We start from the raw sequence: 9,048 nt of genomic DNA on the forward strand, positions 1-9,048 counted from the left end.
CGGGAGCCGCGGCGGTGCCGCCGCTGCCGCCACGGAAGTCGGTGACGTACCAGCCCGAGCCCTTGAGCTGGAAGCCCGCGGCGGTCAGTTGTTTCTTGAACGTGCCCGTTGCGCCGCAGGATGTGCAGTCAGTGAGCGGCGCATCGCTCATTTTCTGCAGCACATCGCGCCCGTGGCCGCAGGCGTCGCAACGATAGGCATAGATCGGCATAAGTGGCTCTCCGCGAGGATTCTGGAACGGAAAATGGGGGGACCGCGCAGTCGCGCCGACGGGGAAGTTGCCGCTCCCGTGCGCCACCTTGCGGTGCAAAGCCTTGAATTATAAACCGTTCTGAGAACAGCGGGCCGGCTGAAAAAGGGCCAGAAATGCCGCCAGAGGCACGCGCACCACGCGCGGCGCCGCATCGGTCAGGCCAGATGGACTTCCTCGACGCGCGGATGGTCGCCGATCCACTGCGGCAGCAGCGAACCGAAGACCATGCCGCCGATGGAGAACAGCAAACCGACCATCTGCGGCGGCACCGCCGAGTCGGCGAAGGCGATCTCGCAGCACAGCCAGGAAGTCAGGCCCAGGAGGATGGCGGCCAGGCCGCCCTGGCGGGTGGCCGGTTTCCAGAACATGCCGAAGGCCAGTGGCACGAACGACGAAACCAATGTGACTTTATAGGCATTTTCCACCATATGGAAGATGGAAAGATGCGAGTTCAGCGCGAACAGCGTCACCAGCACCGCGAACACCAGCACCACCGCCTGCATCACGCGCAGGAAACGGCGGTCATCGAGATGGCGGAAATACGGCCGCAGGATGTTCTCGGCGAAGGTAACGGACGGCGCCAGCAGCGTCGCCGAAGCGCAGCTCTTGATGGCGGACAGCAGCGCGCCGAAGAACATCACCTGGGCGAACATGGGGGCGTGCGTCAGGATCAGCTTGGGCAGGATCAGCTGCGAATCGGTGTTGATGTACTTCTGCACCATCTCCGGATCGATCATGGTGGCCGAATAGGCCAGGAACATCGGGATAAAGGCAAAGCAGAAATACAGCACGCCGCCCAGCACCGAGGCGCGTCCGGCAATCTTCTCGGTGCGCGACGAGGTCACGCGCTGGAACACGTCCTGCTGCGGGATCGACCCCAGCATCATGGTGAACAGCGCCGCCGCGAAACCGATGATCTGTATCAGGTCCAGCGAGGGCAGGAACTCGAACTTGCCGGCCGCCGCCGCGTGCGACACCACCGCCGCCACGCCGCCGGCCTGGCCGCTGACCTCGTAGCCGATATACAACATGCCGATCACGATGATGATCATCTGGAGGAAGTCGGTCACCGCCACCGCCCACATGCCGCCAAACAGCGTGTAGACCAGCACGCTGGCGGCGCCGATCATCATGCCGGTTTCCTGCGACAGGGTGCCGTCCGAGACGGTGAAGAACACCAGGCCAAGCGCCTTGATCTGCGCGGCGACCCAGCCCAGGTAGGACATCACGATGCACAGCGTGGTCAGCACCTCGGCCAGCCGCCCGTAGCGGTTGTGGTAGTAATCGCCAATGGTGAGCAGGTTCATCCGGTATAGCGGACGCGCGAAGAACAAGCCGACCAGGATCAGGCAGAGCGAGGAACCGAAGGGATCGGACACCACCCCGGACAGGCCTTCCTTGAGGAAGACCGCGGGGATGCCCAGCACCGTCTCCGAGCCGAACCACGTGGCGAACACGGTGGCGGTGACGATGTAGAACGGCAGGCTGCGGCCGGCCACTGCGAAGTCTGTGGCGTTGCGTACGCGCAGCGCGGCCCACAGGCCGATGCCGACAGAGATTACCCAGTAGATGATGACGAACCAGATCAGCATGCTGCTGCCTATCCCAAAAATGCCCTTGCGGCGAAAAACCGGTTGCCGGTGAGCGGGACGCGTTCCCCTGCCCTGCCCGGAGTCCAATTCATCGGTCGGGGCCGCATGGGTGGCTGATCTAGCCTGCGGTCGTAGCCGAATGTAGGGTAGGGACAAGGTCATTACTGACCCCGTCCCCCCCTAAGAACCGTACGTGCGAGTTTCCCCGCATACGGCTCAAGCCGCTCAAAGTACGTTAATTTGTACCGGTTTCGCAACGGGCCGACCGTGATGATGAACTTGAATATGACAGTTTGGGTGCAGCAGCACTCGATTCCCTAGAGCATCAGAGCCTCCGTGTACACGGTACTCGATGTGATGGTCTTCCCACCCGGTCTCCTTGGTAATCTTGCACTGACACACCGCACACAAGCCCCGCTGGGACATGTACAACTTGACCCACTGCTTTCGGTGCGACATGTTATGCAACATGCGTACCTGCCGCAAGCTCTCGCCGTACCTCTCCTGCGCCGGATCGAAAGGATGGTAGTCCCCTCGAACTTTCTTGTGGCGTCGGATGGGCGTACCTTCAAGCGAATAAAGCGCCATCCAGTCCGTTTCACCCTCCGCGTTTGTTACCGTGGTTCCGAACACCCAATTTCGACCGCCGACCGTCGCGAAATACTTCTTCCGCACCCAGTCAGTGTTCTTCTTCGGATGTCGCCGTTTTGCCCACCGCCATATAGCCCGAAATAAATCGTGCTCCAATCTGGTGAACGTCGCCTTTGCCACCACCGGGCTGTGATACTGCGCCCAGCCCCGTAGCATGGGGTTCAGCATTCGGATCAACACCTCCTGCTTAACGCCCTTGTGACGGCCGATGACCTCCTTCACCGCGCGGTAGAACGTTTGCACATTCTTCTTGCTTGGCTTGATAAGCAGCTTTCCCGAATACTTCCGGAAATTCCACCCTAGAAAGTCGAAGCCTTCGGCTATGTTGCTGATCCGCGTTTTCTCCATGGACAGTGCAAGCCCCCGTACTGCTAGGAACTGTTCGACCCACGGCTTCACCTCGCTCTCTAGCATCTCCGGCGTGCTGCCGGTGATCACGAAGTCGTCCGCATACCGCACTACATTGACCTTCAGCTTCTTGAATCGGGTAACCCCCAACTTTGCGGTGAGATGCTGAGTTAGTTGTCGTTCCAATCCGTTCAGCGCCACGTTTGCCAACGTGGGGGAAATGATGCCTCCCTGTGGCGTTCCAGCTTCGGTCGCCTGAAACTGGCCTTGAAATACCACGCCAGCCTTCAACCACTTCCGCAGGATTGCCTTGTCCATAGGGACATGGCGCACCAACCAGTCATGGCTGATATGGTCAAAGCAGCCCTTGATATCCGCTTCCAGCACCCATGGAGCCGAGGCTCTCTGGGATAGTGAGACGAATAACTGAGACATGGCATCCGCGGTAGAACGATTGATCCGGAACCCGTAAGAGTTCGGATCGCTCATTCCTTCGGACACCGGTTCCAGCGCCAGCAGGTATAAGGCCTGCATGGCTCTGTCCAACATGGTCGGTATGCCCAGAGGGCGTTCCTTCCCGTTGGCCTTTGGAATAAAGACCCGCCTTAACGGCAGCGGTCGATACCCCCGACGCTTCAACTGCCCGATGGCTGCCCACCGGGTCTCAGGCTTGTCCCACAGCACGCGATCCACGCCTGCCGTTTTCCTGCCACGGTTTTCCGTCACTCGTTTTACCGCCGATGCTTTGGCGGACCACGAGCGGGTCAGGGATCGTTGCAGGGCTTTCACCCGGCGCCAGTCCCCTTCCTGCGTTGCCTTCGCAATTCGAATCTGCATTTCCCGGACGTTCCGTTCCACCCGGCGCCAATCGATGGCACCCCAGCTTTGCGGCACGCCGGAGGGCGCAGATTCATCCTCACGGATCAATGCTTCCATGCTGTCCTCCGAATCTTGAGACTCTTCCCCAAAATCGAGCGACAACATGCCCCTTGAGGGACATATTGCCCCTCAAGGGAAGAAAATTGAACATCAAGCGAGATCTGTCAGCCGTCCTGCGACGATTGACCAGTTGGAAGTCTGCCCGCTTTCGCGTGGGATGATATTTCAACCCCTATCCGAGCCATTACAGCCCGGCATTCGCTTTTTCCAACCTCCGATACCCGCACAGCCGACAGCGTTCCTTGCGGTTCGCCTGCCTGAGCCTTACTGCGCTCGGGCAGCCATACGGGCTTACCACGTTCCCTGCACGTTACAAGACCGGGTTAGGGTCTGCCTATTCGCCGGTGGTCCAGAAGCGACGTGTCCCGAGTTTTGAGCGGGACAACCGACCACATACCATTTTGGTTAGTGCCTATCAGCAGCTTTGGCACCGCAATCCTTACGACGTTTATCAGCAGTTCACTTACATTACCCATACCAGCCAGCCTAGCTCCTCGACCCGTTGCTACTCGGAATCTCTACCGGTCCGCCTCACGGCGAACTGGCACCCTTGCGGGGGCTACATTGTCAGGAGAGCTTCACACCCCACCGTTACCAGTGACGCATGTCTCCCTAGGCTACTGCTAGTCGCATAGCAGGTTCTATATCGGAACACCCTTGCGGATGAGTCCGACCGAACCATAACGTGCAGAGCTTTCGCTCTACATCCGGGACCTCTCAACTCAATATGACCCCCGTAGGGGCATACTTGACCGACGTGAACTCCCAAAGGCGTTCCCATCCGTCCCAAAGAACGTAGCGCCGGTCAATCTGACCGGTACAAGAGCTATGTGGCGCTCCCCGACATGAGTCGATGGAACACCCAGCCCCTCTTTCGAGTGGCTGTTTACAGAGAACTCGCCCAAAGGCGAGCGTCCCCGCCTTTGGGCGATATGGCTGGAGGCTATCCAGCAATAGCAAGTACTACACACTCGACAGGCGTTAGCGAGCCAAGCGTTCAACACATTGGACTCCCCTGGCTTTACCGGCCAGGTTCGTCAAAGCAAGAGATAGGTTGGGTTTCAAGGCTCAGGCCCAAGCCCTTACCCTGTCCCAACAAGGTCGATGCCCCTTACGTTAGGGCGCTACTTCTTTTCCCGGACACGAGAGTGCGTGTCGCACCAAAACGCGGATTATAGCGATGCAGACCGTGCCGGGCGAAAAAAAGTCCCCGCCATGCGGAAATTGCCGGCATCAATGCAGCGCACGCGCCACAGGTGACAAGACCGCCTCCTGCCTCCGGTAGGGACCATCGGCCGCGGCGCCCCTCCATGGTGCGGAAGGGGCCGGATAACGGGCGGTTACACGGATTACAAAGCTTGCGTCAGCGCGTCCCGCCCGCCGCGCATTAGAGCGGAACGGCAGCAGAAATCGGGCAACCAGCCCACGAGCCGCGCTGCCGCCCATGTCCCCGAAAGGAAAAGGAGAACACCATGCCGAACCGCCAAACCCTGATGCTCAAGACACTGATGATTGCCGCCAGCCTGCTCGGCGCTGGTCTGGCCAGCGCCCAGACCGCGGCGGTCGCGCAGGATGTGCAGCGCAACGTCAACCAGGAGCAGCGTATCGAGAACGGCCTGCAATCCGGCAGCCTGAGCACGCGCGAGGCGGCCAGCCTGCAAAAGCAGACCGCGCGGGTCGATCGCATGGAATCGCATGCCCTTGCCAACGGCTCTGTCTCGCCGCGCGAGCAGGCGTCGATCCAGCGTGCCGAGAACAATGTGAGCCGCGATATCTCGCGCGACACGCATAACGGCATCAGCGGCAACCCCGCCAGCCTGTCTTCGCAGCGCATGCAGGCCGATGTGCAACGCAATATCAATCAGGAGCAACGCATCCAGAACGGCGTGGCCAACGGCTCGCTGACCAACCGCGAAGCCGGCAAGCTCGAACGCGGCCAGGCCCACGTCGACCGGCGCGAAGCGCGTGCCGGCGCCAATGGCCACGTGGGCGCGGCCGAACAACGCGGCATCCAGCGCGCCGAAAACCGCGACAGCCGGGCGATCTACCACGACAAGCACAACGGCCGCGTGCGCGGCTAAGGGGAAAAACCGGCGCCTAGGCCCGGCGGCGCCAGACCTGCCAATGCTCGCGGCCGGCGAACACCGGCAGCGAGCCGGTGGCGGCACGCGCCTCCACCAGTTCGAATGCCGGCGCAAGCAGCGCGCGCAGTTCCGCCTCGGGCATCGCGAAGGGCGGCCCGCCGCGCGTTTCATCCAGGAAGAAGTAGCCGGCCAGCAGGCCGCCCGGCGGCAGCAACTCCGCCACGCGCCGGCCATAGGCAGCCCGCATGGCTGGCGGCAAGGCGCACAGGAAGGCACGTTCGTAGATGAGCTGGCAGGCCGGCTCGGGCGTGAACGCAAAAAAATCCGCCTCGTGCACGATAGCCCCGGCAGGCCCCAGCGCACGCCGCGCGCTCGCCACCGCCTCCGGCGAGAAATCGATGGCGACCACCGGCCAGCCACGGGCATGGAGCCAGCCGGCTTCCCAGCCATTGCCACAGCCAGGGACCAGCGTCGGGCACGGCGCCATCGCGCTGGCGAAGGCCTCGAAATCAGCAGGCACGCCGCCCAGGTCCCACGGCATGAATCCTTTCTCGAAGCGCTCGTCCCAGAAGGCCGGATCAGCCGCGTTGCGAGTGGCGAAGGCTGGCGTAGCGCCGGGCTTGCCGGCGGTGTTGTCGGATTTGGTCAAGCGCGCCTCAACTGTCTCTATATTCAATTGTCTTTGTTCATGCTGGCTGTGCCGCTGCAGGCGCTACCAATAGCCAACCCAGCCCAGCAATTCGGTCAGCACCACGCCGGCGACAAAGCCTCCCACCAACAGCAACGCCGTGCCGACCAGGCGGTTGGTGCGGCGCTGCTCTGTGATCAGGGCGGTCAGCAGCCGCTCTTGCTGGCTGTTGTCGACCAGCGCGCGGCGCTCCAGGAACTGATGCGCCAGGCGCGGGAAGTCGGGCAGCATCTTGGCCCATTGCGGCGCCTCCACCTGGATCCGCTCCCAGGCGCCCTTCCAGCCCACCTGCTCGTGCATCCACTTCTCGAGGAAGGGCTTGGCGGTCTTCCACAGGTCCAGGTCGGGATCGAGCTGGCGGCCCAGCCCTTCGATGTTCAGCAAGGTCTTCTGCAACAGCACCAGCTGCGGCTGGATCTCGACATTGAAGCGGCGCGAGGTCTGGAACAGGCGCATCAGCACCATGCCCAGCGAGATCTCCTTGAGCGGCTTGTCGAAATAAGGCTCGCAGCAGGCGCGCACGGCGCTTTCCAGCTCCTCCACCCGCGTGTTCGGCGGCACCCAGCCCGATTCCACGTGCAGCAGGGCCACGCGATGGTAGTCGCGCCGGAAGAAGGCGATGAAATTCTGCGCCAGGTAATTCTTGTCGAACTCGGAAAGCGCGCCGACGATACCGAAGTCCAGCGCGATATAGCGGCCGAAACTCTGCGGCGCCACCGACACCAGGATGTTGCCAGGGTGCATGTCGGCATGGAAGAAGCCGTCGCGGAACACCTGGGTGAAGAAGATCTCCACCCCCTCCTCGGCCAGCAGGTGCATGTCAACGCCGGCCGCCTTGAGCGATTCGGTGCGCGAGATGGGGATGCCGTGCATGCGCTCCATCACGAACACCTCGCTGCTGCAGAAGTCCCAGAACACCTCGGGCACGAGCAGCAGCTTGGTATCGGCGAAATTGCGGCGCAGCTGGCTGGCATTGGCCGCCTCGATCATCAGGTCGAGTTCGTCGTGCAGGTATTTGTCGAACTCGGCAACCACCTCGCGCGGCTTGAGGCGCTTGCCGTCGGCCCAGAAACGCTCCAGCCAGGCCGCGAGGTCGCGCATCAGCGCCAGGTCGCTGTCGATGACCGGAAGCATGCCGGGGCGCAGGACTTTCACCGCCACTTCGCGCCCTTCGCTGGGGCCGCCCTTCAAGGTGGCGAAATGCACCTGGGCGATCGAGGCGCTGGCCACCGGCTTGTGGTCGAAACTCTCGAACAGCGTGGACAGCGGCCGGCCCAGCGAGCGCTCGATGATCTTGACCGCCACCACCGAATCGAACGGCGGCACCTGGTCCTGCAGCTTGGCAAGCTCGTCGGCAATGTCCGCCGGCATCAGGTCGCGCCGGGTGGAAAGCACCTGGCCGAACTTGACGAAGATCGGGCCAAGGCGGGTGAGCGCCAGCCGCAGCCGCTCGCCGCGCGGCATGTCGAGCTTGCGGCCTATGGTGATGACGCGCACCAGGAAGCGGATGCGGCGGCTCTTGAAACCCGACAGTACGAGCTCGTCGAGGCCGTAGTAGAGGATGACGAAAACGATCTTGCAAAGGCGCAGGAAGCGGGTCATGCAGGTTCTTCAGTATTGGGGGCGGTGCGGATTGGCCAGTGCCGGCTGGCGGATGATCAGTTGCAATCGGCGATCAGCGGTGGGCGGAAGGCAGCGTGCCGGAACCGCCTGCCGCGCCCCGCCCGGACCGGCTGCGCTGCTCGAGCTTCTCCAGCCGCTTTTCCAGCCGGGCCAGATCGTCGCGCAGCGCGTTCACGCCGGCGCTGAACTCGTCCAGCGCGACGTGCCGCACCAGGGTTGGCTGCTCGTCGAGCAGGTATTCGGTCACATTGTCCACCAGCGTGCGGCCCAGCCGCGTGACTTGCGCATGGACTTGCTGCGCGCCGTCCACCACCCGTTGCGCGACGCTGTCGCTGACCGGGCCGCCCAACAGGCCGCGCAACGCGCGCGACAGGTCCTCGGCCGCATCCCAGCGCAGGTTGCGCGCCAGCGTGGATACCGTGTTGGCCAACTCGGCGTCGCCCTCGATGCGCACGTGCTTCATCGCGGCTGCCTGGCCGCCGCCCGCCACGTCCGACGCCACCAGCGGCCATTGCTGCAAGGGCACGGTCAGCGTGACGGCCGGGATCTCATCGGCTTGCGCCAGTTCCGTCAGGCCCTGCGCCGTCACCTTCAATGCGAGCGTGAACGCGGCGGCGTCGAAGCGGATGACGCGGCCCGCGAAGGGCTGGAGCATGGAGGTGGCCCAGGGTTCCTGTTCCAGGAGGTGGTTCAGGGCGGTGATGGGCGGCGTGGCCAGAGGGGTTGGGAGGGTGGTCATGGTTGGGTGGGGGTTGGGGGCGGGCCTTTCAGGTGGTGTTGGTGGTTGATCGGTTCTAGTGTCAAAGTCAAAGTCAACTGCTTAACTGCTTAACTGCTTAACTGCTTAACTGCAAAGTCAAAGGCGGGTTC

At 62.6% G+C, this 9,048-nt stretch carries 7 protein-coding genes; 1 reads left to right on the forward strand and 6 read right to left on the reverse strand.

Translation table 11 applies throughout. The annotated features are described in order from the left end of the window. The 3 genes from CF70_RS17200 to ltrA form a co-directional block, all read right to left on the reverse strand. Positions 1-211, reverse strand: a 211-nt coding sequence (locus CF70_RS17200) for an FmdB family zinc ribbon protein (RefSeq protein ID WP_035867096.1), incomplete at its 3' end; no start/stop codon positions are given. A gap of 197 nt (positions 212-408) precedes the next feature. Next, positions 409-1,845 carry a sodium:solute symporter family protein gene (locus CF70_RS17205; RefSeq protein ID WP_035867099.1) on the reverse strand — a complete coding sequence of 479 codons (1,437 nt, stop codon included), beginning with the start codon at positions 1,843-1,845 and terminating at the stop codon, positions 409-411. A gap of 225 nt (positions 1,846-2,070) precedes the next feature. Continuing rightward, entirely contained in the window at positions 2,071-3,780 is a 1,710-nt protein-coding gene (ltrA, locus tag CF70_RS17210) for a group II intron reverse transcriptase/maturase (RefSeq protein ID WP_035867110.1), read from the reverse strand. Between the two features lie 1,475 nt (positions 3,781-5,255). On the opposite strand from ltrA, the gene CF70_RS17215 reads away from it, so the two are divergent. Continuing rightward, a complete protein-coding gene (locus tag CF70_RS17215; protein ID WP_035867101.1) occupies positions 5,256-5,864 on the forward strand; it encodes a hypothetical protein in 609 nt (202 codons plus the stop codon). A gap of 16 nt (positions 5,865-5,880) precedes the next feature. On the opposite strand, the gene CF70_RS17220 is transcribed toward CF70_RS17215, so the two are convergent. From CF70_RS17220 to CF70_RS17230, 3 genes are all read right to left on the reverse strand, one after another. Next, entirely contained in the window at positions 5,881-6,516 is a 636-nt protein-coding gene (locus CF70_RS17220; RefSeq protein WP_035867102.1) for a methyltransferase domain-containing protein, read from the reverse strand. Between the two features lie 63 nt (positions 6,517-6,579). Continuing rightward, positions 6,580-8,157, reverse strand: coding sequence for a ubiquinone biosynthesis regulatory protein kinase UbiB (gene ubiB / locus CF70_RS17225; protein ID WP_035867105.1), 1,578 nt, complete (start codon positions 8,155-8,157; stop codon positions 6,580-6,582). A gap of 73 nt (positions 8,158-8,230) precedes the next feature. Beyond that, on the reverse strand, positions 8,231-8,917 hold the full coding sequence (locus CF70_RS17230; protein WP_035867107.1) for a ubiquinone biosynthesis accessory factor UbiJ: 687 nt from the start codon (positions 8,915-8,917) through the stop codon (positions 8,231-8,233). Between the last annotated feature and the right edge of the window lie 131 nt (positions 8,918-9,048).

Origin of the sequence: Cupriavidus sp. SK-3 (genome assembly GCF_000611145.1) — a bacterium.
Classification (GTDB): Bacteria; Pseudomonadota; Gammaproteobacteria; order Burkholderiales; family Burkholderiaceae; genus Cupriavidus.